Source organism: Pseudarthrobacter oxydans, assembly GCF_034258515.1.
GTDB lineage: Bacteria > Actinomycetota > Actinomycetes > Actinomycetales > Micrococcaceae > Arthrobacter.
Window position 1 is genome coordinate 3,420,298 of the sequence record NZ_CP139438.1, and the last position, 23,307, is coordinate 3,443,604.

Sequence of the window (23,307 nt, forward strand, 5' to 3'; positions counted from 1 at the left end):
CGGCCAAGGTCCGGGGCACGGTCAGTCCGGTTGTGCGCTGGTGACGGTGGTTTGTTCGTCGCTGAAGAGCAGTTTTTCCACCCGCAAACGCAGTTCCCGAGGGCTGAATGGTTTGGCCATCAGGTCATGGACGCCGGCACCGAATGGGGTGTCGGCGAGATCCTCGTGACCGGTGAGCATCAGGATCGGTGCGCTGCTGAAGCCCCGGATGCGCCGGGCGGCTTCCAACCCGTTGAAGTCCGGCAGGCCGAAGTCGAGGACGATGATGTCCGGCCCATGCCGCCGGACGGCCTCCACACCTGTGGCACCCGAATCGGCTGCATGCACTTCCAGGCCGGCGCTAATGAGGATCCCTTGGATGAGACCCCGGACGTCCAGATCGTCATCAATGATCACAGCCGCTTTCCGCATGGACGCCCCCTTTTCTTATAAAGGTAGCGCGTGGAATCAGCGAATGGCAGGGATGGTCACGGTGAACGTTGATCCATGACCCGGTGTGCTGGTGCATCTGATGCTGCCGCCGTGGTTTTCCACGATGGTCTTCGTGATTGCCAGCCCCAGGCCGATTCCCGGGATCCCGGATTTCCGTGCGGTCTCGGACCGGAAGAACTTGGTGAAGAGTTCCTTCAGCTCCTCCTGCCTCATCCCAATCCCGGTGTCCGTCACCGAACAGAACACACCTTCCGCGGTAGCGCCGGCACGCACCGTCACTTTCCCGCCGTCGGGCGAGTATTTGATGGCGTTGGAGAGCAGGTTGTCCAGAACCTGGCCCATTCGTGTCGTATCTATCAGGGCCGGCACCTCAGGGTCTGATTCGTTGACCAGGTTCACGCCCGCAGCGCCAGCCAGCGGCACCGCCGTGGCCAGGCTGAACCCGATGACTTCGGCCAGGTCCGCCGGCTCCGGACGCACATCCACCGAGCCCGATGCCGCTGTGAGCAAATCCGCAACCAGCCTCTGGAGCCGTTGACCGTTCCGCTGGATGACCTGCAGCATGACGCCGGCGTCCCCCGGAAGGTCATCACGGGACGTCAGCACCTCGGTGTAGCCAAGGATCGAGGTCAAGGGGGCGCGCAGTTCGTGGGTGACGTTGGAAAGGAACGCATCCTTGGCCGTCATGGCCTCGACCAGTGCCGTGACGTCGGTGAAGGTGACCACCGATCCGTCGAATCTGCCATCGTCCCGGATTGCCCTGGCGGACGTCGAAAATACCCGCTGCTTGCCGTTTTCGCCGATCCACACAAGGTAGTCGGAAAAGTCCTCGCCGTTGGCTGCCCGCCTCTCCGGGCGCATCTCGGGAACGAGCAGTTCCTTTCCCCCACGGCCATAGACGTGCACCTCGGGGTCCTTGCCGGATGCCGGCGCGGGATAAGCGAGTGCAAAGTTGCGCTTCTGCTGCTGGTTCCTCAAGGTGCTGTTTCCTGCGGCATCGAGGGCGAGGACACCGACTCCCACCGCGTCAACCACGGTGTTGACCAGCCGTTCCTTGCGCGCCGAACTTTCCAGCGCCGCCTGCAGCTGGCGCCTCGCCTCCTCCACGGTGTGCTGCTGGTGGTCCCTGCTGGAGCTCAGGGTGTGGACGGCGAAGCCCGTGGCGAACATCAGCACCGGCAACAGCACAACCACGCTGTACGCTTCGCCGGAGACTGAACCCTTGAGCACCAGTGGGACCCAGACCATCAGCAGCGGACCGACGAAACTCATCAACAGGCCGAACCGCGGATACAGCTGCGAGCTTGTCAGCCAGACCACCGGAAGCACGGCCATGGCCCCGAGGGCGGGAATGGTTTCCACGCCTGACTCCCGGATCAGGCCGGCCGGAATGAAGTCCAGGATCGGGACGGCAAGCGAGGCTGCCGGAGGGAACCGCTGCCACGGGATGACCCAAGCCAGGATGAACATCAGGGCATGGAGCATCAGCCCAGCCTCAAAGACCGGATCCCGCAGCAGCGCGGGATGAAAGACCAGCACGATGCCCGCCACCAGGACCATGGTGGCCGTCAAGGGCAGCTGGCTCAGCACCATCCGAGCCCGGGGAGAGAGCTCGTGGAAGAACCGGTGCGCCGGCAACCACGTCAAGCCACTGACGGGCGTTCTTGAGCCGCTCATGCCCGATGCCTTCCCCTCTGCCACGCCGCGGCCGGGAGTCCCGCGACTATAGCTTAGCTTTGATCCACCTATTCGCTCGGGTGGATGCTCTGATTCCGGTTTCGGCTCGTCATGTGGGCAGAAGGCATGCTGGGCCTCGCTGCCCTTGGGTGGCGGAAGCCATTACGGGAGCCACAATTTGCCCTAATATCGCGGCAATGGGCGAGTTGTTTCCTACGGATGGGTTCTACCGGTACCCGTCCACGATTGCAGCGGCGATCTCTTTGTAGGCACGCCGGGTCTCAGGTTTGAGCACATCCAGGGTGACGAGGTCGCCGTCGGCCACGCCGCGGTCGTGCGGGACGGCAATGAGCTCGCGGCAGATCCCGGCGAGGTGTTCCTCGATGGCGTCCTTGTCCACGCGGGAGGAGACTTCGTCCTTGTCCGTGATCACCACGATGGCGTTCCGGGCCAGCTCCTCGTAGCCGTGGCTGGCCAGCCAGTGCAGGGTGCTGCGGGCACGTTTGGCACCGCTCACTGCATAGCCTGCGGCGATCACCAGGTTGTCCGCTGACTGCAGGATCCCGCTCATGGCGTTGTGCGTCACGCCCGTGCCGCAGTCGGTCAGCGCCACGGAGTAGTAGCTGGAAATGAGTTTGCGGATCCGCAGGTACTCAGCCGCCGTGAGTGAATCCGAGACCTCCGGGTCCTGCTCCCCCGCGATCAGGTGCAGCCGGCCGGCGTGGTGCATGTACCGGGCCAGGGCTGTCAGCGAGTCGATGGAGTCGATGTTTTTCAGGAGGTCTGTAATGGTGCGCGGGCTGGACTGCTGGTAAATGCCCTCGCCCAGCGCGCGTTCCACCAGGTCTCCGGAGTCCGGGTTCGCATCGATGGCGCAGGGGGCGTCCCCGCGGTATTCGGCCAGCGTCAGGCCCACGCCCACGGTGGTGGAGGTCTTGCCGATGCCGCCTTTGAGGCTCAGGATCGCGGTGTTGTAGCTGCCCTGCAACTGTCGCGAGATGCGCCGGCCCAGCTCGTCCTCCTGGCGCTGCCTGGCACTGGGGCCCAGGTTCCAGGCGCCGCCGGTCATGCTGTAGATGGCACCCCGGATGCCGCCCACGGGCCGCGGCTTCTGCTCCTTTACGAACAGCCCCGGCGAGCTGATGAAGTCCGGCATAGGGCTCTCAGCAATGCTGTCTGCAACAGTAGGCCGGACGCGGCGGAACGCGGGAGCTTCAGCAGGGACGGCCGACGGCGGTGGGAGGGCTTCCCCAGCAGGCGCACCGGCGACGGAGGAGAGGGTGTCCTGCGCGGCCGTCAGGGCGGCTGCAGGTGGCCGGGTGGGAGGCGGGACAGCAGAGGCTGGCTGCGCGGCATCGGCGGCCGCGGCAGCTTCTGCCCACGAGGTCCGGCGTGTCAGCGGCACTCCGGCTTCAGGCGGGCTGGACGGGGCGGGCGGTACGGCTGGCATGGTTCCTGTCCGGACATCCGCCGGCCCGCCATCGACGCGACGAAGGTCGCGGCGTCGTCGCAGTGGCGGCTGTCCTGCATCTTCTGCATTGGCGCGCGCATTCTGATCCGCCGGATCGGACATGTTTATCCCCCAGGACGTTCGGCAAGAAGTTCAGCAGCACTCTGGTTCAAACCGTAAGTCTACGATGCTTTCGAGTGTCAGCCCGGACTCAGCGATGGGCCAGTGCGGCGGCAACTACGGCTGCGGTCAGTATTAAGAGAACGGCCAGGGCAGCGTAGCCCTGCCATCTGGGACGGTTTTTGTGGGGGTTGATGTCAACGTAGGGCATGGCTAGCGGCGGTTACCTCGCCGCAGCGCGGTGGCGTAGCAGTCCAGCATCATGCAAACCTCCGTCGATGGCAATATTCCCAAGTCAAGCTAGGAAGGACGCTACCCTCGCGTCGGGATAATTGACAAACGTGTCAATTCTGGTTGCTGGGGGGCTGCGCCGTCTGTGGAGGACCGATCGCTTGGCGCAGGTATCACGCGGCGCCGCTGATGCGGGCTTCCTTCCAGCTCTCCCATTCGCCGGGATGGAGGCTGGGACGGCCCAGGAAGTAACCTTGCGCCGATGTCATCCCCAGCCTCGTAACGGTAGCCAGTTCGGCCATGGTCTCAATACCTTCTGCCACGATCTGGGCCCCGATTTCCTGGGCGAATGTAACCATGGCGGCACCGAGCGCCCGCTGGGCATGGTCGCTGTCAAGCCCCGCAACCAGGCTGCGGTCGAGCTTAATAATGTCGGGCCGGAGCCGGAGGATGTGGCGCATTGATGAGAAGCCGGAGCCGGCGTCGTCGACGGCAATCTTCAGGCCCCGGCGCCGCAGGGGGGCCAGCGCGGACAGCAGCGGCGTGTACTCAGCCACTGGCAGTCTTTCTGTCAGTTCCAGAACTATCCGGTGGGCGGCCAGACCGGACCGCTCCAGCAGCATCGGCAGTCGGGGGTCCAGGCAGGTATCGGGTGAGAGGTTCAGCGCCACATAGAGGTGTTCGGGGAGCTTCGCGGTCCTAAACAGGGCAGCCTCCAGGGCCGCAAATTCAAGGTGTCCCCCGAGTCCAACGCTGGCGGCATCGCTGAACCAGTGCTCCGGGCTTCTGCCGTCATCACTGGGGAACCGGGTGAGCGCTTCCACTCCGGTCATGGTTCCGGTGCCAAGTTCGTAAATGGGTTGAAAGGCGGTGAGGATGCTTCCGCCCCGGACGGTGCTCTCGATGCGTTCCCGGACGTGCCCTTCGATGAGCGGTTGCACCGCCTGGGCGGCCAGGGGCCGGCTGGTTCCTTCATAGCGGGGGCGGGCCCCGTTCCTGGTGGGCCGTGCCCTGCCGGATACTTCCATCCACACGGATGTGCCATTGCGGTGGCGGTAGGAAATCCGGACCCCTTTCCAGTCCGTACCATGATCGCCGCGGGCGTCTGCCACGGCCTGCCGCGCCCCGGCGAGTTCGTTCGGTCCAATGACAGTGCTGACCGGCCTGCCGATCAGCTCGCCAGGTTCATACCCGAGGAGTGCGGCGCTGGCCCCGCTTGAGTAGCTGAAATTCTCCTGGCCGTCCACGGCCCACACCCATTCGCTGCTGGTGTCGGAGACGGTCTCCATGAGGTTGGAAACAGCGCTGCTACGGTCGCGTTCCCGGGCCTGGGCACGGACGCCCCGCGCGGCAGTGACCACGGCAACGAGGATCAACCCTCCGGCAACTGCGCAGACCAGAACGGGCCCTGCCTGTGGCTGCGGAAAGCCGTGGGCCAAGGAGTGCCAACCTGCGGCTACGGCCAGGGCAAATGCGGCCTGCACGCTTAGGACGCAGAGCAGCAGGTGGCTGCCGACAAATGACCGCATAGTCGTTTTTCCGTACTTGGCCATGCCCTGTTCCCCCATTGCACCCCGCGTTTGAGTCCGGTCATCCTGACTGGCCGCGGCCAAAGGTAGGCTAACAGGGCCGCACCAGGGTAAGTCCCATCTTTGGACTAATCTGTGGAAATCCTTGAAAAGGTACGCAAAAGCAGGCAAATCAACGTGAATGCACCTACGGTGCCGCGGTGATCATCGGCGAAGGGGTGGCCGCCGTCGCGGTGGCGGAAGGGATCGCCGTCGGGGATGCTGTAGCTGCGGAGGCGGGCGCCACAGCCGGCGACGTCGTCGGGGCGGGTGCAAGTGCCGGTGGCGCCGAGGCGTCGACTCGGGGCGAAGAAGTCACGGCCGCCGGTCCGGCTTCCGCGGGACCGTGGCCGTGGCCAGCCGATTCATGCCTACGGCTCTGTTCAACGGAGACTACCCATGCCGGCGCAGGTTTCGTTCCGTCGGCGCTCCGGTAGTCGGCCATCGTGATATCGGCCTTGGGATCGGGAGAATGCAGCGGCACCAGTGTCCATTTAGCAGGGTCGGTGTGGCTGCCGTTCAAGACCGTTTCGAAATGGAGATGGCATCCCGTTGAGGCGCCGGTTGTGCCGACCTTGGCGATAACGTCGCCGGCCTGGACGGACTGGCCCGTCCGGACAGCTATGCCTTCGAGGTGGTTGTAGGTGGTGATCAGCCCGTTGCCATGGTCCACTTCAACCCGGTTGCCGCCGCCCCACTGGTGCCAACCCACTGCCCGTACGACGCCGGCATCCGCCGAGTGGACGCGCGTGCCGCAGGATGCGGAGAAATCGAGGCCCCAGTGGAATTCCCCCGCTCTTCCGGTGATCGGACTCGTCCGGAGTCCATAGGGCGAACTGGGGAGAAGTGCCTCCAGCGGTGCCATCAGGGTTCCGGCCGCTGGGCGCTGCGAGGCGGTTGAGGCGGCACTGAGTTTCCCGGTCTCCTTCTTCGCCTCGGTATGGACGATGGAGCGGCTGTAGGTCAGCGAAGCATCGGCCCGGGCCGAGACAGCGTGCAAGGTTGAGCCGGCTGCCTGCGCAAGCGCCGTCTCCGCTGCGAAGCCGTGGCCGGCTGTGGCTGCAAAACCGACGGAAGTGTGCCCTGGCGCATATTGAGCAGCAGGAACCGAGCCGTTTGCCTGAAGTCCCATAGCGAGCAGGGCCAGCACGCCTGTACCTCCGCTGATCGTCAGCCGGCAGGCATGCCGCCGGTGCTGCCGGCTGCGGCGGGCAGCAGCCCGCGCTAGATGTTTTGCCAATATGGATGTCCCCCGTGAAGAGCCGCCTGTTGATGTGATTGGCGGGCGTTGTAACTATGGGAACACGGAGGACAAAGCGATTCGAGGCGTAAAGCCGCATATGTGAATAAGCTATGCAAACCCTCAGGCAGGCCTTGCCAAACTGGGCCGGTCTTCACAGAAAGCTGAGTAATAGCCGCGCCGCGCAGCGGCCAGGACGACTGCCTATCATGTCCAAGACCGGGGACTGAAATCTAATCCAGGGGAATGGTGACGGCGACCTTGGTTCCCCTGCCCGGAGCAGAGTCAACGCTCACGAAGCCGTGGGCTTCGTTGACGGCCATCGTCATCAAGCACACCCCGTATCGGTGGTTCCGGGAGGCTTCGGCCTGGCTTTCCGGGCTGAAGCCAATGCCGTCGTCAGAGATGGTCAGGCGGATGCCGTGGTAGACGGCCTCGAGCCGGACGGTCATTTCGGTTGCATTGGAGTGCCTGAACGCATTGGTGAGGATTTCCTGCCCGGCGCGGTAGAGCAGGATAGCGCAGGCCGCCGAAATCTCGAGGCCGTGGTGCGGAGTTTCCAGATGCACACGAACGCCCTGCTGCCGCAGCGGCATGGCCAGCCCGTAGATGCATCCCGCGAGACCCCAGGTGCGGAATTCATGCATGAGGTCGTCGGTGACGGTGCCGCCGGCGCTGTCCTTTTCCAGTACTGATGCCTGGCTCATGATTTCCCTGCTCCCTCGCATGCCTGCTCGTTTTAGTTTGCATTCCGGTCCGGCCGGACCCTCCATACAGGTAAGGATGCACCCCGGGACTCAAGGATTCCGGCAGTTAACCCCAGCCCGAGCAGAGGAATCCGGCAGTCTTTTGCAAGGTACGAGTGGGTTTCCCCCGCACCTTATGATGGGCGCCCCAAACTTTTGGACACGCCCCGCAGCGCATGTGGCTAAGCGCTCCGCTCCGGATTGGCGGCGTCCGCGAAGAAGGTCTCATCCCCTGCCGGAGCAGGGTCGACGGCGGGAGACCGGCCTCCCCCCGTGCGGTAGCGGTAGGTGGTGCTTTCGTCCTGCACAATGAAGGTTTCCACGCCGCTGCGGTTCCAGTGCAGGACCAGGAGTCCGTAGCGTTCGGCCAGCTTTGCGAGCGTTGCGAAACCGGTCACGTCGATGACCGGCCGCCCCTGGGGCGCAGTCATCGGATGCACACGGACCAGGAGTGATGAGTAACGGCGCCGAATGCCCGCGGCTTCATCCAGCGGCGCAGTGCGGCGTGCCAGTGCCAACAGCACAGCCCCGGCCACGATGACCGCGAACAGCAGCAGGGCGGACACGACGCGGGCGGTGGCAGCGGTGATGTTCCAGCCATTGAATCCAATGGTCCTGGGCGCCAGGACGGTCTGCTGGCTGGTGGCGCTGTCCGTGACGGTGAGGGCCTGCTCGCCGCCAACAAGGGAGAGCTGGAGCGGCGTCAGGGTCAGCGGAAGGTTGGGCTTGAACTCTGCGCCCGATTCCGTGGTCACCCGCGGCGTGAGGGCGATTGATACAGGGGCGGCGCTCACCCCGGTGACCGCCGCGGCCGCCTCGGCTTTGTCTTCGAGGGCGTTGAGGTCCAGGGTGACCGTGCCTTCATAGGTGTTGCCGGTGAATGACTCCGGGCCGGACAGCGGCACCGTTGAGTGCCAGCCGCTGGGGCTGGTCAGTTCCGCAGTAACGGCCACGGTTCCAGGGTCGCCCTTGTAGGCGAAGCTGACATCAACCCGGTTGGCGAGTTTGCGGAAGATCGGGTCCGGGGAGGTGGCGGTGGTGTCGTCGTAGGCGGCGGTCCGGCCGACGTCGGCGGTGTAGGCGAACGTCATGCTGGTGCCGCTCTTGATCTCGGCGGACGAGGGCACGTCGAGGGGTCCGGCCCAGGCTGCGGCACCCAGCGCCGCGCCCATGATCCCGAGGAGGCCCACAACGGCTGCGGGGATCCGCAGTGATGGGGGAAGGCTGCCGGCCGAAAGGCCTGCTGCCGAGTGGCGTGTGGCGGGGCGGTCGCTGATGTGGCGGGACACGGTGCTTCTCCTCTTTCTGCGTAACTTCCGGGTGGTGGCGGCCGTGCCGCCTCCGGCGACCAAGGCGAAGGCGATGGTTCCGAGAACTGGGGGGCTGGTCAGAATCCTCAGCCAGGTCCCGGCCTGAGGAATGTGGAGGACAGCGCGACCCACGAGGTCTGCGGCACCTGGTTGCGTGGGGTCGACAGATGCGTTGTTGTCGCCTTGAAGGACGAAATGCTGGGGATCCCCGCCGATGATTCTGTGGAGAGCCACGTCGTAACCGTTGGTGAGCTTGTATGCGGCGATGTCGCCCTTGGAGTATGACTGGGCTTTGGCGATGACGACGAGGTCGCCTTCATGGTAAACGGGCTGCATGCTGACGCCCTCGGTGACCACAACCGCCAACTGGCCGGCGCCGAAGGACAGCGCGGCCAAGCCAAGCAGTCCAGCAACCAGTGTGAGGAGTACCGCCGACAGAGTGCGGGCCAGCCGGTTAGTCATGAATCACCCATCCATTGAGAGCTGAAGGAACGGCCCGCCCCCAACCGGACGGGCCGTTCCTGGCGGTGCTACTAGCTGACTGTGACGGCGAGGCTCGTAGCGTTCGAGTAGCCGGTTGCGTCAGAAGAACAAATGATGTCGTGGACGGTTGCGCTCAAGGTCCCTGTGCAGGCGAGGTTCGTTCCCGTACCGCCGCTCAGAAGGGCAGACACTGTCTTTCCATATGTTGCTGCGTCGTCTGCGAAGGTCAGCGTGACGTTCGAGACTGAGGTATTGGAGGAGTCCACATAGGCATAGGAGATTCCCGACAGGGTTGCGCCGCTGATGGTCTGCGTAACGGAACCACCCACAAACGTGCTCGAACCGGCAGTGTTGGTAAGACCGCCGCCAGTGAAGGCGGAACCGGCAGCTACGGCGAGACCGGCGACGGACAGGGCGGTGATGATCTTGGCGGATTTGCGCATGGTGATGTTTCTCTTTCGGTTTAGGGGTGGCCCGGCTGACCTGACTGGTCCCGTGGCTTTGCGTCCCCGGCTTCCGCCGGGTTTGCCTTTATCAGTGAACCGTTGTGAAGAAGAACTTTGCGGTTTGTTTGCACCGATAAAACGAAGGTAGCAAGCGAAAAAGCCATCATCCCGGTTCCTCGGACGGTCTTGCGGGAACCCTTGGGCCCTTCTATCCATTCATTGGAGTTATCGCGGAAAATCTGCGTTTCAGGCGGAAAACCTGCGCTAAGCAAGTTGACCTAAGGCAGGTCAACGTGTTTTCCACGTGCACAGCGGACGACGTCGATAGCCCGGATTAGGAACGCAGGCTGCGGCCAGTCGACTGAACAGTCCCATCCAAGGTGGTGATCGGCGGGGAAATGGTTGACAGGTCCAGCTCCGCGGTGCGCCGGGCGCCCAGCACGATCCGCACCGCATCGCAGCTGCAGGATGCCAATAGCCGCAAGTCATCCCCTGAACGGCAACGATCCTGCCCGATTCTGCCTACACTGGACGACGAATTGTAAGTGTGAGCCGGATTACTGGCAGGGGCCGTGGAGCAAGTGGCAGCCAGGATGCCGGCACCGAACCCGTCCGCTGGACGAGATCGACCGCAGGATCATTGCCGAGCTGACCCGGGATGGCCGGATGTCCGTCACCCAGGTGGCGGAGAACGTCCACATCTCCCGCGCGCCCGCGTATACACGGATTGGCAGGCTCGCCAGCGAAGGGGTGCTGTCCAAGTTCACGGCGCTGGTGGACCCGATCAAGGCTGGCCTCCGCTCATCCGCCTACGTGACCCTGAAGCTGAAGCAGGACGCCTGGCGCGAGCTGCGCGACCAGCTCGCCGTGATCCCCGAGGTGCACCACGTGGCCCTGGTGGGCGGCGACTTCGACGTGATCCTCCTGGTCCGCGCGGTGGACAACATCGACCTGCGGCGGGTCATCTTCGATCAGCTGCAGTCCATGCCCGGGGTGCTGAACACCCAGACGCTCTTGGTGTTTGGGGATCTGGATACCCGGTAGGTCAGTGGCGGGCTTTTGCCTTGATGAGTCCTGCGGCGAGGAGCCCCATGCCCGCGAGTGATGCCAGCATGCCGCCCAGCGCTACGGCGTATTCAGTGATCGTCATTTCCGTTGCCCCTCCCCTGCTTGTCCTGCCCCGATGCGCCCAAGCTACGCCCGGAAGCTCAGCATTGGCCGCAGGCACGGCGAGGGTTTGGTCAAGATTTGGGCACGACAGGAAGGACTGGGACGACGTCACTACTCAGGGGCAACAGCCCCTACTGGTACCCGTCCACGATTGCAGCGGCGATCTCTTTGTAGGCACGCCGGGTCTCAGGTTTGAGCACATCCAGGGTGACGAGGTCACCGTCGGCCACGCCGCGGTCGTGCGGGACGGCAATGAGCTCGCGGCAGATCCCGGCGAGGTGTTCCTCGATGGCGTCCTTGTCCACGCGGGGGGAGACTTCGTCCTTGTCCGTGATCACCACGATGGCGTTCCGGGCCAGCTCCTCGTAGCCGTGGCTGGCCAGCCAGTGCAGGGTGCTGCGGGCACGTTTGGCACCGCTCACTGCATAGCCTGCGGCGATCACCAGGTTGTCCGCTGACTGCAGGATCCCGCTCATGGCGTTGTGCGTCACGCCCGTGCCGCAGTCGGTCAGCGCCACGGAGTAGTAGCTGGAAATGAGTTTGCGGATCCGCAGGTACTCAGCCGCCGTGAGTGAATCCGAGACCTCCGGGTCCTGCTCCCCCGCGATCAGGTGCAGCCGGCCGGCGTGGTGCATGTACCGGGCCAGGGCTGTCAGCGAGTCGATGGAGTCGATGTTTTTCAGGAGGTCTGTAATGGTGCGCGGGCTGGACTGCTGGTAAATGCCCTCGCCCAGCGCGCGTTCCACCAGGTCTCCGGAGTCCGGGTTCGCATCGATGGCGCAGGGGGCGTCCCCGCGGTATTCGGCCAGCGTCAGGCCCACGCCCACGGTGGTGGAGGTCTTGCCGATGCCGCCTTTGAGGCTCAGGATCGCGGTGTTGTAGCTGCCCTGCAACTGTCGCCAGATGCGCCGGCCCAGTTCGTCCTCCTGGCGCTGCCTGGCACTGGGGCCCAGGTTCCAGGCGCCGCCGGTCATGCTGTAGATGGCACCCCGGATGCCGCCCACGGGCCGCGGCTTCTGCTCCTTTACGAACAGCCCCGGCGAGCTGATGAAGTCCGGCATAGGGCTCTCAGCAATGCTGTCTGCAACAGTAGGCCGGACGCGGCGGAACGCGGGTGTTTCAGCAGGGACGGCCGACGGCGGTGGGAGGGCTTCCCCAGCAGGCGCACCGGCGACGGAGGAGAGGGTGTCCTGCGCGGCCGTCAGGGCGGCTGCAGGTGGCCGGGTGGGAGGCGGGACAGCAGAGGCTGGCTGCGCGGCATCGGCGGCCGCGGCTGCCTCCGCCCAGGAAGTCCGGTGCGTCAGTGACTCTCCGGCGTCAGGCTTGCTGGAAGGGGCGGGCGGTACGGCTGGCATGGTTCCTGTCCGGACATCCGCCGGCCCGCCATCGACGCGACGAAGGTCGCGGCGTCGTCGCAGCGGCGGCTGCCCTGCATCCTCTGCATGGGCCCGTGCGTTCTGATCCGCCGGATCGGGCATGCCTGTCCCCCCAGGACGTTCGGCATAAGATTCTGCGGCACTGGTTCAAACAGTAAGTCTAGGGGTTTGAACGGATATGCCGGCTCAGACGCGAACCAGGGCGGCGCCCGCCACTGCGGCGGTGAGGATCAGGAGGACGGCCAACACGGCGTAGCCTTGCCACTTGGGGCGGCCTTTATGGGGGTTGATGTCAACGTAGGGCATGGCTAGCTGCGGTCACCTCGGGATGCGGCAGGAGCGGTGAGCCTAACGGCGCGGCGCTTGAACCGCAGCATTTGATAAAGGACGAAGAATGGAACCAGCAGGGTGCCCAGCAGCGCGCAGAGCGCAAGGGCGTACTCGTATATAGCCACAACAGCCTCCATTGGTCACGGTGGTCCCCATTGACCACGACATAACCACATGGCAGTACAGATTGACAAGTCATGTCAACAACGGACAGGATCGCTGGCAATCAGCGACCCACTGCTATCAGCACCGCCGCAGCAGCCGCGATCAGGATGGCCAGTAGAACGTATGAAGATTGTCTTAGCCTCAGTTCCTGCGGTTTCTGCTGAGCCTGCCGCGCGAAGATTACGGCCCCAAACCGGAGAGCTGTAAATGAGGAACCCAGAGATCACGCAGAAGATGTCTACGCCCACGAAGCCACCAGTTGGCCAGCCGAGCAGGTGATCCAGGATCATTGCTGCAACCACACCGAACGTACGAAGCCTACGAAGCCCCTGTATGTCGGGACGCAGCGAGCTATTCGGCTTGGACTTATTTTGCGCAGGCTTACGCTAGGTGGCGATTGGCATTGATTTCCCCCATGTAGAGACCTGCCGAAATGATGCCTCTCGGCAGCGGCTACCTAAGACCGGCCTGGGGAATCCTCGGCGGGGTACTCCGGGCCGGACTGCGCCTGGTGGCCGCAAGTGCAATCCTGCGGATTGGCTCTTCGATGAATCGTGCTGAGAGCCAAGCCAGTGCAACAGTTATGACTAGGGCAGCGGCGAAGCGTATAAGACCAGAGGATTCACCGGTAATGACAGGCGTCAGCGCGAAAAGGACCGGATAGTGCCAGAGGTAGACGCCGTAAGAGAGACGACGCCCCGGCCGCGAAAGCGCCGGAGCGTCAAGCAGGCGCGTAAGGGTATGCTTCGGCTGGCTTACAACTGCCGCAATGACCACGGCTGTTGCCAGTGCGATCACGGCAGGAGCAAAGGATCTGTAAGCGACATCCCAGGCCCCCTCCCCGCGGGGATAAGTCACGGCGACACAAAGGCCAACCAGAGCCAGTGCGGCGGCAACTCCTGCCACCCGCCCCGTGACCTTTAACCTGCGTGCAAGCTCGGGATTCACCTCACTCATCTTGAATACGACAGCAAGTGCACAACCGATGAGCAACTGGTCAGCTCGGGTATCAGGACCGTTGTACACGCGTTCCCAGCCGGCGCCTTGGAGCTGAAGCACAAGGCGTACGGCAACCGCTGCGGCGGACAGGCAGAGAGTGACTACCAACAGTCCACGCAGTGCCAGGAACCTAAATCCGACTATCAACAGGAGAGGCCAAACAAGGTAGAAATGCTCTTCTACTGCCAGTGACCAAGTGTGTCCCATCGCGCCGCCGGAGATGCTCGGAGCAAACCACCCTCCTCTGGCAAAGTTCATGATGTGAAGTGAGGAAAGCAGCGCGTTTCCTTGTTCGTCCCTCCACGAACTGGACGGAAGGAGAAGGGACAGAGACGCCACCGCGAGACACACAAGAAGCAGCGCCGGCCACAGCCTTGCCATTCGGCGAAGGTAAAAGGCTCCCAGCCTTACCGAGCCGTGCTTCAGACGTTCATTGAGCAGGAGCAACGTGATGACAAAGCCGCTCAAGGTGAAGAAGATGTCTACACCCGCGCCGCCACCCCGCATAAGAGAGGGAACAGCGTGGTATGTGAAAACCGCGAACACAGCAAGGGAACGGATTCCATCAAGCGCGTCGAATCTCGAAGTTGCGTTCCTTCGGCGCGATGAGCGCGTGGTCTCGATGGTCATGCTCCCCCAATTCTCCAAATAAGCAAAGTCGGGGGTAATACTATCGGGCCGATAAGACCGGTAACGTTCCATGACCATGGATGCCCGGCCTCGTGTATTCACTTTCTGAAAATGCCCGACTAGTCGACTGCCCGGATAGCCGGGTTCCGTCGGAGCGCCCCATGGGCTACGGAGCATTTGCGGGACAGGCAAATGGCCCCTAACCCAAATGGAGGAGAACGTTGATATCCCAAAGGACGGGATGCCGTCCGGGTAACGACCGGGTCGACCCATTCAAGGCCGGGTTGAAGTCCTCCGCCCATACGTGACCGTGAGGCTGAAGCAGGACGCCAGGCGGAAGCTGCGCGACGAGCTGGGTGCCATCCCCAAGGTGCACCCCATCGTCCTAGTGTGCGACGACTTCGACGTGATGCACCTGGTCTGGCCATGGACAACATCGACCTGCGCCGAGTCATCTTCGACCAGCTACAATCCATGCCGGGGTCCTGGATATGCAGACCTTCCTGGTGTTCGAGGATGTGGATACGCGGGGAGGCACCAGCGGATGCGCCGGGCTTCCGGGTGACTACGGGTGTTTGAACTACCGGTACCCGTCGACAAGCGCCGCGGCGATTTCCTTGTAGGCGCGCCGGGTCTCCGGCTTTAGGCGTCCACTGTGACCAAGTCACCATCGGCCACGCCGCGGTCATTTGGCACGGCGATCAGTTCACGGCAGATCCCCGCAAGGTGTTCCTCGATGGCATCCTTGTCTACACGCGAGGACACCTCTTCTTTGCCGGTGATCACCACGATGGCATTCAGGGCCAGATCCTCGTACTGTGGCTGGCCATCCATTGCAGCGTGCTGCGGGCCCGCTTGCCGCCGCTCTCCGCGTAGCCGGCAGCGATGACTAGATTGTCCGCGAACTGCAGGATGCCGCTCATCGCGTTGTGGGTCACTCCGGTACCGCTGTCCGTAAGCGCCACAGAGTAGTAACTGGAGACGAGCTAGCGGATCCGCAGGTACTCCTCGGCCGTCAAGGAGTCCGAGACCCCGGGTCCTGCTCCCCCGCGATCAGGCGCAGGCGGCCGGCGTCGTGCATGTAACGGGCCAAGGCTGTCAGCGCATCGACGGACTTTATGTTCTTCAGGAGATCCGTGATGGTCCGGAGGCTGGACTACTGGTCAGTGTCCTCCCCACGGGGCCAAGAATAATTGCCAACGGTCGGCCTTTGCCGTCGCAGGCGTGGTGGATCTTGGTGCTCAGCCCGCAGCGGGAGCGGCCGATGGCGTTATCCAGAGGTTCAGCAAAAAGTTTCTTGTAATTCGGGAGTCGCCCCTGTGGCGCGGTCAAGGTTCGTCCAGTGCTGGTGAGCTCGATTGATGGTCGAGTCCACAGAAACCGTTCAGTCGATCACTCCGGCGCCGTCCGCTTTGGCCAGAAGTTGTCCGTGGACCCCGTCCCACGTTCCGTCGGACGCGTATAGGCGGTGCCGATTCCAAACCGTGTGCCACGGACCAAACTCCGCGGGAAGGTTCCGCCAGGCAATCCCAAACCAGTACCGGTAAATGATGCCTTCAACGACTTTGCCATCGCTCCGGAACGGACGCCCCCGGATTTAGGAGAAACGCCCTAGCGGCGGAGAGCCATCAAAACCACAACAAGCGTTCCCACCGCCAAAACACTGAGTGCAATTTAGGAAAATAAGCGAAACCGCACATCCCGCCGTGACTATCGCCCGGAAATTGTGCACCAGTATCCACGCATTGAGCCATGCAACAAAACAGATCTTCGAAATTCGATCAAGTTCAGCTGATTGCGACGAAACCGGCCTATAGGTGAACGGGAGGGCAGCTTCAGCAGTGACCCTCTGGACACAAGGGGATTAGCGCTCAAGCAGCAGAATAACGGCGACCGACCAACGTATCGGGCTATGGCAGGGTCAGAGACCGATTCCGGCTACTCCTGGCGAGTGCAGGCGCCCGAGGCGGGCACACCGTCTGCCAGCCGATACAACTAGCCCCCAGTTCAGAGACGGCAGACCTCTGGCGGACCATACCTCATAGACCCACAAACCTCCGATTCAAGAAGGAACGCGCACGTAAGGCGCCGACTTTCGCCCCGACAGTTTCAACCGTTCGTGTAAGGAATCTTCAACACAGTGCTTTGCCGCATATATTACGGCGCTCCATTATAGTGCGAATTCCATTTCTCAAGATGCGCTCAAGCGCAGCTCAATTAATCAGCAACTACAAAGCAACGGCGATCAGATCCGTCCTAAGTTGGCGAATTCCAGGTACTCGCCAAGGCATCCAAGTGTTCGCCCGAAGCAAATAGACGTACCGACCACACTGGCGTCAGGTTCATTTTGAACGTAGTTTGCAGGCAGGATATTGCGCTTTGTCGCGGACAGCCAAACGATCGCTTCGGTGATACCTGGCAAACGTACTCTCATCCAGCACAGTCTCCGGCTAGGCGGAAAATGCAACACCGCATTCTTCCGACTGGATAGGCATGCATGAGAAATCCATACCAAACGGAGCATCGATGAATATTAAAGATTCAATAAATTCAGGGAAGCCAGAACTTGATGCGAATTTGAAGCGGCGGATATTGCTTCGAATTGGAACCTTAATGACCGCCATCTCGGGTGCAGCCGCTATTAGCACGATGGGATCCGGTATCGGGAACGCAGCTCCTGGCGATAAAACTCAACCGATGAACTATGTACCTATAGCCGAAAAGGGTGCGGCCATGGGGGTGGCGACACTGGATATTGCGTCAAAACTTCCAATAAGTCAGATACCAGATCTATCGTCCGCTTATTCCGAGAAGCCAGACAATGGCGCCAAGCCCGTCGGAAAGGGTGAACTGCTAATCAACGTGAAAGACTACGGAGCAAAGGGGGATGGTATATCTGACGACACTACCGCGATTCAAGGTGCCATAAATGATGCTCATACTATGGCTGGCGGCGGTATAGTATTTCTTCCCCGCGGTACATACGCGGTGTCGAGTCTGACTGCTCGGCCCTATGTCTCAGTCCGGGGCGCAGGGCGCTATCGAACAACAGTTGTTGCCCAAGTTAGTGGCGCCCCAGCACTGGTGCTGTTCCCCGTAGGCATGGTTCAGTCCTTTTATTTAGAAGACTTGGCACTCTCGCCAGGTATAAAACCTAACCCGGACCAGCACGCCGTTTATGCTAAAGCCGTCGGTGATGGAGGGACGCCCGACCAAGGCGGATGGTGGTACGGCGGCTTGAGACGGGTCCGTATCGACCGTTTCGACGGTCACGGGATCTGGCTGCGGGGCGGCGGCCCCGACTTTCTGAAACCGCATCAGTTCTTAGTCTTTGAGGGTGTTGAAGTCTTCGCGGGACCGGGTGCTGCATCACGTTGCCTCTATCTGACGGGACAAGTGGGACAAGTAGTTTTCACGGCCTGCCAGTTTGACGGAAACGGACAGGGTATTGTCGGTGGTGGTACTTCCATCGAAGCTAGGCGGGAAGTCAACGATGCTGGATTGTTCAGTTCCGATGTCGCGCCGTATTCCATTGAGTTCTTCAATTGCACCGTTCAAGCTAATGCGCTAGGAGCACGCATCGAGCGCGCAGCAGGGTTGAAGTTCAACAATTGTTGGTTCGAGGACTTGAGATGTGGAGTGGTCTTTGAAACAAGCGTGGAAATGGGGATAGTCGAAGGCTGCAACTTCTCCGACACGGGCTCAGATCGTGGAAACGGATACGCAATCAAGGTCGGGGCCGCATCCTGTGTGACAGCAATTGGCAACAGGTTCGCCGGCACCTACGACAAGGCGCTTGTTGCGGACAGCTCATCAGGATCGTTTTTCTTGAAGGGCAACAGGTCCAACCAGTCTCCGATGAGCACAACTGGCCTTACGAAGCAACCGCCCTCTATAGCTGGCACAATCGATATCCAGGGCAGCAACACAGCGATAATCAGCGGGGGCCCAGCGATATCCAATATCACAAGCCGACATGCTCCGGGTGAGCCCGTGTACTTACGGGCATGGCTGACTGACTTTTCAATTGTGTCAGGGGGCAACATAAGCCTAGGAAATAAAGCGTCTCCGCTCGTAGTTCCTACAGGAGCAATAATTACGCTTGTTCGCATGGATCTTGGTGCCACCAACTGGTCAATCGTCTCTATCACCTAGAGAACTCGCCTCTCACTCGCGGCAGAGATTGATTATGACGTACCCGTCCAGACGATACCGAAAGCCATAGTTTTGCTTAACACCCACATGCCGCAAACTAGCCTCACGGGCAGCGCTATTCTGGGACGAATTGACGGCTAGCCCGACTTGAGTCTTTCGCATTGCATGCTCGATAGGTGCACGCTCATTCAACACCAGCCCTATCCAACCGGTCACTGATTTTTCTTGCCGGGCTCCCAGCCCAGACCTCCCACTGACCTGTAGAACGGGTAAGTACTGAATTGGCTGCGATTACCGTTCCCGCTCCGACTCGTAGGAGTTCCCCGGTCGGTGCCAATATCTTCGAGCCGGGGCAAAGCACTGCATGATCGCCGATTTCGACCCCAAGAAAAGGGCGACTACCGAGCGGAACCCATGAGTCAGCTCTCGCTATTGTGACACCATGATAGATCGTGACATTTGTTCCTAACTTCGTTTTTGGATTAATTACTACGCCAAATGCGCGGTGGACGAGATTTAATCGCTGACCGAATTGAACTTCTTTGGGGAACTCGATTCCGTAAAGAGCTAGGACTTCCCTTGCCATACGACCAACGATGGGTAAGCGCTGAGCAGTAACAAGCCTGTGCACGAAGTTTGCCATGCCCCACAGTGTAAGTCCACGTGCCTAGAGCAATGCCAAAACGATCAATTGCACGCCTGGGCCAAGTAGTCGTACCCACGAGAACGGATGTGTTACAGGCAGCGTCATGCATATTGCGAGCCGATCAAGGCCACAGCATCCGACGGGTAAGATTGCTGTGACCGCACGAATATTGCCGTTCCTGAGGGCGTGCCGATCGGCTGCCTGCAGCAATCGACACAGGGGGACCCGAGCTTGGACCTACGCGACTATCTCCGCATGCTTCGCCGAAATTGGATATTAGTTACTGCAGCCCCGCTTGTAGGCCTGTTACTCGGAGGAACGGCGTCTGTGCTCGCGACGCCAACCTACACATCCGAAACCCAGTTGTTTGTTGCTATACAAAGCTCAGGGTCTGTCCTCGAACTGCAGCAAGGAAACACCTTTAGCCAGGCAAGGGTTCAGTCTTACGTCAAGACAGTAGGATCGCCTGCGGTTCTGCAGCCAGCGATTGATCAATTGGGGCTTGACCTTTCCGCCGAGGAACTTGCAGCTCAAGTAACGGCTGGAACTGAAGCGAACACCGTGCTCATCAACATCGCAGTTTCCAGCGAGTCGCCCGTCCAAGCCGCCGCTGTCGCCGAGGCCGTGGCGAACAGCCTGATCAGAACCGTTGACAGCCTTGAGAAACCGAAAACTGGGGGCACTTCGCCCGTAAGCCTGTCTGTTATCAAGCCCGCAATTGCGCCTACCCTTCCATCAACACCCAATACACGGTTGAATCTGTCCCTGGGATTGATCTTGGGCCTTGCATTAGGGGTTGCGGCCGCAATCCTGCGCAGTACGCTCGACAGCCGTATCCGAGGCGAGGGTGATCTTAGACATGTCACCGACGCACCTCTCCTCGGCGGCATATCCTTCGATCAAAGTGCTAATCGCAGCCCTCTTCTGACTCAATCGCTTCCGCAGAGCCAACGTTCAGAGTCCTTTCGGCAGCTTAGAACGAACCTGCAATTCGCTAATGTCTCAGGCAGGGCGAAGACTGTACTTATAACGTCGTCGTTGCCGGGCGAAGGAAAAAGCACCACTGCAACTAACCTCGCAATCGCCATCGCTCAGGCTGGTCAATCTGTTTGCCTAGTTGACGCTGACTTGCGACGCCCAATGGTTCATGAATACCTAGGACTCGATCGAAATGCCGGACTGACGACAGCCCTAGTCGGCTCTGCCGATGTCGCTGACCTGCTACAGCACTGGGGCCAGGACGATCTCTATGTTTTAGCCTCCGGCCAGATCCCACCCAACCCCAGTGAACTTTTGGGATCCGATGAAATGAAATTTCTCATAGAGAGACTGGAACAGACCTTCGATACTGTCGTGGTTGACGCGCCCCCACTGCTCCCAGTCACTGATGCCGCGGTACTCTCACAGCACGTGGGAGGCGTTGTGGTGGTTGTTGGCGCGCAAAAACTTAGAGCGCAGGACCTAGGAAAGTCGCTGTCTGCCCTGGAACTGGTCGACGCCAAGATCTTGGGGATAGTTCTCAACAGGCTCCCAGCAAGGGGGCCAGATGCGTACTCCTATAGCTACTACGGATCAACTGAAGGACCTGACACTAGGCTTACGGGTAGGAAAAAAACACCGAAGGCCAAGGGCGCGAGCAAGACTCGTCCCGTAGCTGACGATTTCGACCGAACTATGTTCGATATAAATGAAGCAAGTCCCCACCGTTTCCCCGCAGGGCGCGTTTCCGGTAGAGGAACTTCGGGACATTCCGACGAATAATGCCAAAGTGCTTTTCCGTAACGGTGACTCCCTGATTTTTCCTGAAGTCTGCGGTGCATCTATCAATCTTTTTCGCGATACTCATTGCCAGTGTTGCAAAAGCCCGAAATGAGAAAGTCATGAGCAATCGCTTGTCTAAACTCGCTATTATAGGAACCAGAGGCTATCCGAGTTTCTATGGTGGATTTGAGACCGCTGTCCGAAAACTGGCACCCTATCTTGTCGATACAGGTTGGGACGTTACTGTGTATGGGCGCGATGGGGCCGTCCAGACCGAAGATCCGAACAGGGACAGTCGAGTACGGACGAAAACGACGCCCGGCTTGGAAACAAAGTCTCTAAGCACCCTTACTTATGGACTGACCGCTGTAATAGATGCGGTTAGGGATAAGCCGGACGCAGCTCTGATTATGAACGTTGCCAACGGATTTTGGATTCCACTTCTGAAGATAAGAGGAATTCCTACGGTCGTAAATGTTGACGGAATTGAGTGGGAGCGAGCAAAATGGGGAAGGCTCGCAAAAACTGTTTTTAAGCTCGGCGCGTGGTTCACAGCGAAATTTGCAACTGCGCTGGTTGCTGATTCTAAAGAAATCCAGCGCCGCTGGAAGGCAGAGTTCGGCCGCGATTCGCACTTCATACCCTACGGTGGTGAGATGACGGGCGAACTTCCCGTCCCTGAGGGGCAAAAACACAGAGGGTACATTCTCATAGTTGCCCGTTTTGTCCCGGAAAACACTGTAGGCGAATTCTTTGATGCAGTTGAGACTCTCGCTCACGAATATCCCGTTGTCATTGTCGGTTCGACCGGCTACGGTGGCGAACTTGACGCCCGTGCCACCTATCTAGCCGAGCACAACAACAGTGTCACTTGGATGGGCCACGTTAGCGATGACCAGAAACTACACGCACTCTGGCAGCATGCGGGCGCATATTTTCATGGACACAGCGTCGGTGGAACCAACCCCGCGCTAGTCCAGGCAATGGCCTGCGGCGCACCTATTGTAGCGCGGGACACCGTATACAATCGCGAGGTTCTTGCTGACACTGCTTCCTTTGTGGTGGCAGACCCAGAGGGAATCGCGAACGCTTTACGACAGGTCATGGAACGCTCCGCCGGAGGATCCTTCGATCCCTCCGGCCTTAAGAACCGTGCCCAGGAATTCTACTCATGGCGCGGAGTGTGCAAGGACTACGACGCAGCACTTCAAGAACAGCTCGGTGCCCTCACGCAGGCGTCGCAAGACAAGGTCAGCCGCCCGTGAAGATCTTATTCGACGCTTACTGGTGGCATGACGGTCCCCCATCCGGAAGAATGGTCGTTCAGGAACTTATACAGGAATGGGCCTCGTCCTTCCCTGAGGACTCTCTGATTGCACTGGTGCGGGAGGGAAAGCCTGTGACCGGTATGCCTGAGCAAGTCGAACTCGTTTCGACAAAATTGCGGCCACACGCGATAGCAACGAGGAAGCTGAAGAGCATAGCTCGCAAGCACGGTGTTAACTCCGTTATAAGCCAAAATTTTGCCGTAAACACGTCGAACTCCGCGGTATTCGTCCACGACGTTCTCTTCCAGTCGAATCCGGAGTATTTCACACCTCTCGAACGTGCTTATTTGGCAGTTATAAGTAAGAGGCTTCCTGATGCGACACACGTATTCACTAGTTCGGTCAGCGAGTCGGAGCGCATTCGGAAATACAACCCGCACGTCACCTCGATACAACCTGTAGGCTTAGGCGTCGGAACAGGGCTACAAGAAGTGATTGCCGAGCCACCGGTTGCTGCACGCGCACTAAGCCACTTCGTCTTAACCGTTGGACGCCTGAATGTACGTAAAAACCTAAATAAGGTATTTACCGCCCTAATCACGTCGCAGAAGGTTTCGCCCAGTTTTCCCCTTCTTGTCGTGGGTGAAGCGGACGGCAAAGCGCATGTGCTCGATCCCGCAGTTCAACATTTGATTGACAATGGGACGATTCGCTTTCTCGGTAGCGTCTCAAATGCTGAACTCCGGTGGCTCTACGAACACTCATCCCTGCTTATTTTTGCGTCACTGGACGAAGGCTTCGGGCTGCCACCTCTGGAGGCACTCCACTTCGGTTGTCCCATAGCCGTCAGTGACATTCCCGTTTTTAGGGAGCTGTATGAGGATGCGGCCAACTTTTTCGATCCTACGGACTCCGTCTCGATTGGCCGAGCAATTGACAGTTCTGCTGGCTCCGACGTCGGCAGTTCATCTTTGCGGATCGCGGCGCATAATTCTTGGGCGCGTACCGTACTGGAAATGCGTAATGCGATAGAACGAAAGTACATAAATGTTCGCTAGACTATTTGCATCTGCCTATTACAGGATCCGCGGTCATCGATTTGCG

17 protein-coding genes, 3 pseudogenes and 1 riboswitch are annotated in these 23,307 nt (G+C 60.5%); of the genes and pseudogenes, 6 read left to right on the forward strand and 14 right to left on the reverse strand.

Annotation, left to right across the window (positions count from 1 at the left end; genetic code table 11):
• Window positions 1-21: 21 nt before the first annotated feature.
• The 8 genes from SMD14_RS15625 to SMD14_RS15660 form a co-directional block, all read right to left on the reverse strand.
• On the reverse strand, window positions 22-411 hold the full coding sequence (locus tag SMD14_RS15625; RefSeq protein WP_321214222.1) for a response regulator: 390 nt from the start codon (window positions 409-411) through the stop codon (window positions 22-24).
• Window positions 412-447: 36 nt separating this feature from the next.
• Window positions 448-2,109 carry a PAS domain-containing sensor histidine kinase gene (locus SMD14_RS15630; RefSeq protein ID WP_321214223.1) on the reverse strand — a complete coding sequence of 554 codons (1,662 nt, stop codon included), beginning with the start codon at window positions 2,107-2,109 and terminating at the stop codon, window positions 448-450.
• Between the two features lie 226 nt (window positions 2,110-2,335).
• The gene (locus SMD14_RS15635; RefSeq protein WP_409339688.1) at window positions 2,336-3,682 is read right to left on the reverse strand and encodes a MinD/ParA family protein; all 1,347 of its coding nucleotides are present in this window, start codon (window positions 3,680-3,682) and stop codon (window positions 2,336-2,338) included.
• A gap of 401 nt (window positions 3,683-4,083) precedes the next feature.
• Window positions 4,084-5,439 (reverse strand): EAL domain-containing protein, encoded by a 1,356-nt coding sequence (locus tag SMD14_RS15640; RefSeq protein ID WP_321214225.1) that lies wholly within the window; start codon window positions 5,437-5,439, stop codon window positions 4,084-4,086.
• A gap of 187 nt (window positions 5,440-5,626) precedes the next feature.
• Window positions 5,627-6,718: a M23 family metallopeptidase gene (locus tag SMD14_RS15645; RefSeq protein WP_321214226.1), complete on the reverse strand. Its 1,092-nt coding sequence runs from the start codon at window positions 6,716-6,718 to the stop codon at window positions 5,627-5,629.
• A gap of 233 nt (window positions 6,719-6,951) precedes the next feature.
• Window positions 6,952-7,425, reverse strand: coding sequence for an ATP-binding protein (locus SMD14_RS15650; RefSeq protein WP_321214227.1), 474 nt, complete (start codon window positions 7,423-7,425; stop codon window positions 6,952-6,954).
• Between the two features lie 221 nt (window positions 7,426-7,646).
• The gene (locus tag SMD14_RS15655) at window positions 7,647-9,236 is read right to left on the reverse strand and encodes a signal peptidase I (protein WP_321214228.1); all 1,590 of its coding nucleotides are present in this window, start codon (window positions 9,234-9,236) and stop codon (window positions 7,647-7,649) included.
• Between the two features lie 71 nt (window positions 9,237-9,307).
• Window positions 9,308-9,700: a hypothetical protein gene (locus tag SMD14_RS15660; protein WP_321214229.1), complete on the reverse strand. Its 393-nt coding sequence runs from the start codon at window positions 9,698-9,700 to the stop codon at window positions 9,308-9,310.
• A gap of 22 nt (window positions 9,701-9,722) precedes the next feature.
• Window positions 9,723-9,797, reverse strand: a riboswitch (cyclic di-GMP riboswitch).
• Window positions 9,798-10,369: 572 nt separating this feature from the next.
• Between SMD14_RS15660 and SMD14_RS15665 the strand changes: the two genes are divergently transcribed.
• Window positions 10,370-10,747, forward strand: coding sequence for an Lrp/AsnC ligand binding domain-containing protein (locus tag SMD14_RS15665; protein ID WP_321214230.1), 378 nt, complete (start codon window positions 10,370-10,372; stop codon window positions 10,745-10,747).
• A 257-nt stretch (window positions 10,748-11,004) separates the two neighbouring features.
• Here the strand turns inward: SMD14_RS15665 and SMD14_RS15670 are convergent, their stop codons facing one another.
• From SMD14_RS15670 to SMD14_RS15680, 3 genes are all read right to left on the reverse strand, one after another.
• Complete coding sequence (locus SMD14_RS15670; RefSeq protein WP_321214231.1) at window positions 11,005-12,228, reverse strand: MinD/ParA family protein; 1,224 nt, start codon at window positions 12,226-12,228, stop codon at window positions 11,005-11,007.
• A gap of 329 nt (window positions 12,229-12,557) precedes the next feature.
• The gene (locus SMD14_RS15675) at window positions 12,558-12,704 is read right to left on the reverse strand and encodes a hypothetical protein (protein WP_321214232.1); all 147 of its coding nucleotides are present in this window, start codon (window positions 12,702-12,704) and stop codon (window positions 12,558-12,560) included.
• Between the two features lie 493 nt (window positions 12,705-13,197).
• Window positions 13,198-14,373, reverse strand: a complete 1,176-nt coding sequence (locus SMD14_RS15680) for an acyltransferase (protein ID WP_321214233.1) — start codon at window positions 14,371-14,373, stop codon at window positions 13,198-13,200.
• A 263-nt stretch (window positions 14,374-14,636) separates the two neighbouring features.
• On the opposite strand from SMD14_RS15680, the pseudogene SMD14_RS15685 reads away from it, so the two are divergent.
• Window positions 14,637-14,903, forward strand: a pseudogene (locus tag SMD14_RS15685) (Lrp/AsnC ligand binding domain-containing protein); the annotation flags it as partial.
• Window positions 14,904-14,953: 50 nt separating this feature from the next.
• Here the strand turns inward: SMD14_RS15685 and SMD14_RS15690 are convergent.
• Together SMD14_RS15690 and SMD14_RS15695 are read right to left on the reverse strand one after the other, a co-directional pair.
• Window positions 14,954-15,529 (reverse strand): annotated as a pseudogene (locus tag SMD14_RS15690) (MinD/ParA family protein); the annotation flags it as partial.
• A 23-nt stretch (window positions 15,530-15,552) separates the two neighbouring features.
• Window positions 15,553-15,970, reverse strand: a pseudogene (locus SMD14_RS15695) (transposase); the annotation flags it as partial.
• 896 nt (window positions 15,971-16,866) lie between these two features.
• Between SMD14_RS15695 and SMD14_RS15700 the strand changes: the two are divergent.
• Window positions 16,867-18,528 carry a glycosyl hydrolase family 28-related protein gene (locus tag SMD14_RS15700; protein WP_321214234.1) on the forward strand — a complete coding sequence of 554 codons (1,662 nt, stop codon included), beginning with the start codon at window positions 16,867-16,869 and terminating at the stop codon, window positions 18,526-18,528.
• Between the two features lie 184 nt (window positions 18,529-18,712).
• Here the strand turns inward: SMD14_RS15700 and SMD14_RS15705 are convergent, their stop codons facing one another.
• Entirely contained in the window at window positions 18,713-19,171 is a 459-nt protein-coding gene (locus SMD14_RS15705; RefSeq protein WP_321214235.1) for a hypothetical protein, read from the reverse strand.
• Between the two features lie 234 nt (window positions 19,172-19,405).
• Here SMD14_RS15705 and SMD14_RS15710 point away from each other — a divergent pair, with 234 nt between their 5' ends.
• The 3 genes from SMD14_RS15710 to SMD14_RS15720 all read left to right on the forward strand — a co-directional run bounded on the left by SMD14_RS15710 (window position 19,406) and on the right by SMD14_RS15720 (window position 23,261).
• Complete coding sequence (locus SMD14_RS15710; protein ID WP_321214236.1) at window positions 19,406-20,935, forward strand: polysaccharide biosynthesis tyrosine autokinase; 1,530 nt, start codon at window positions 19,406-19,408, stop codon at window positions 20,933-20,935.
• Between the two features lie 119 nt (window positions 20,936-21,054).
• Window positions 21,055-22,200 (forward strand): glycosyltransferase, encoded by a 1,146-nt coding sequence (locus SMD14_RS15715; RefSeq protein ID WP_321214237.1) that lies wholly within the window; start codon window positions 21,055-21,057, stop codon window positions 22,198-22,200.
• Window positions 22,197-23,261, forward strand: a complete 1,065-nt coding sequence (locus SMD14_RS15720; protein WP_321214238.1) for a glycosyltransferase family 1 protein — start codon at window positions 22,197-22,199, stop codon at window positions 23,259-23,261. The genes SMD14_RS15715 and SMD14_RS15720 overlap by 4 nt, the downstream gene beginning before the upstream one ends.
• Window positions 23,262-23,307: the final 46 nt, after the last annotated feature.